General features: G+C 62.4%; 1 pseudogene. It reads left to right on the top strand.

The features are described 5' to 3' along the window. Positions 1-123: 123 nt before the first annotated feature. A pseudogene (locus F6X37_RS38200) lies at positions 124-250 on the top strand (IS110 family transposase); the annotation flags it as partial.

Raw genomic sequence — 250 nt, 5'->3', positions numbered from 1 at the left:
GGACACCGGTTGGTGCCGTGACGCTTAACCCCGAACGCGACTCAGTCGTCGAGATGGCGTCGATCAGCGCAAATAAACAGCCTCTGGCTGCATGAGTGAGGCGACAACTTGCTTGACGCGCGCCGCGACCGTACCGGCACGGTCAACCAGATTCATGCCTTTCTACTCGAATTCGGCGTGAGCCTGCCCAAGGGGATGGGCGTCATCCGCCGACTTCCTGCCGTGCTGGCCTCGCATGATCTGCCGCCGC

Source organism: Paraburkholderia sp. 31.1, from assembly GCF_014397645.1.
GTDB classification, from domain to species: Bacteria; Pseudomonadota; Gammaproteobacteria; order Burkholderiales; family Burkholderiaceae; genus Paraburkholderia; species Paraburkholderia tuberum.
Note: the sequence above shows the minus strand (reverse complement) of the source record. Positions and strands in the feature narration are given on the sequence as shown.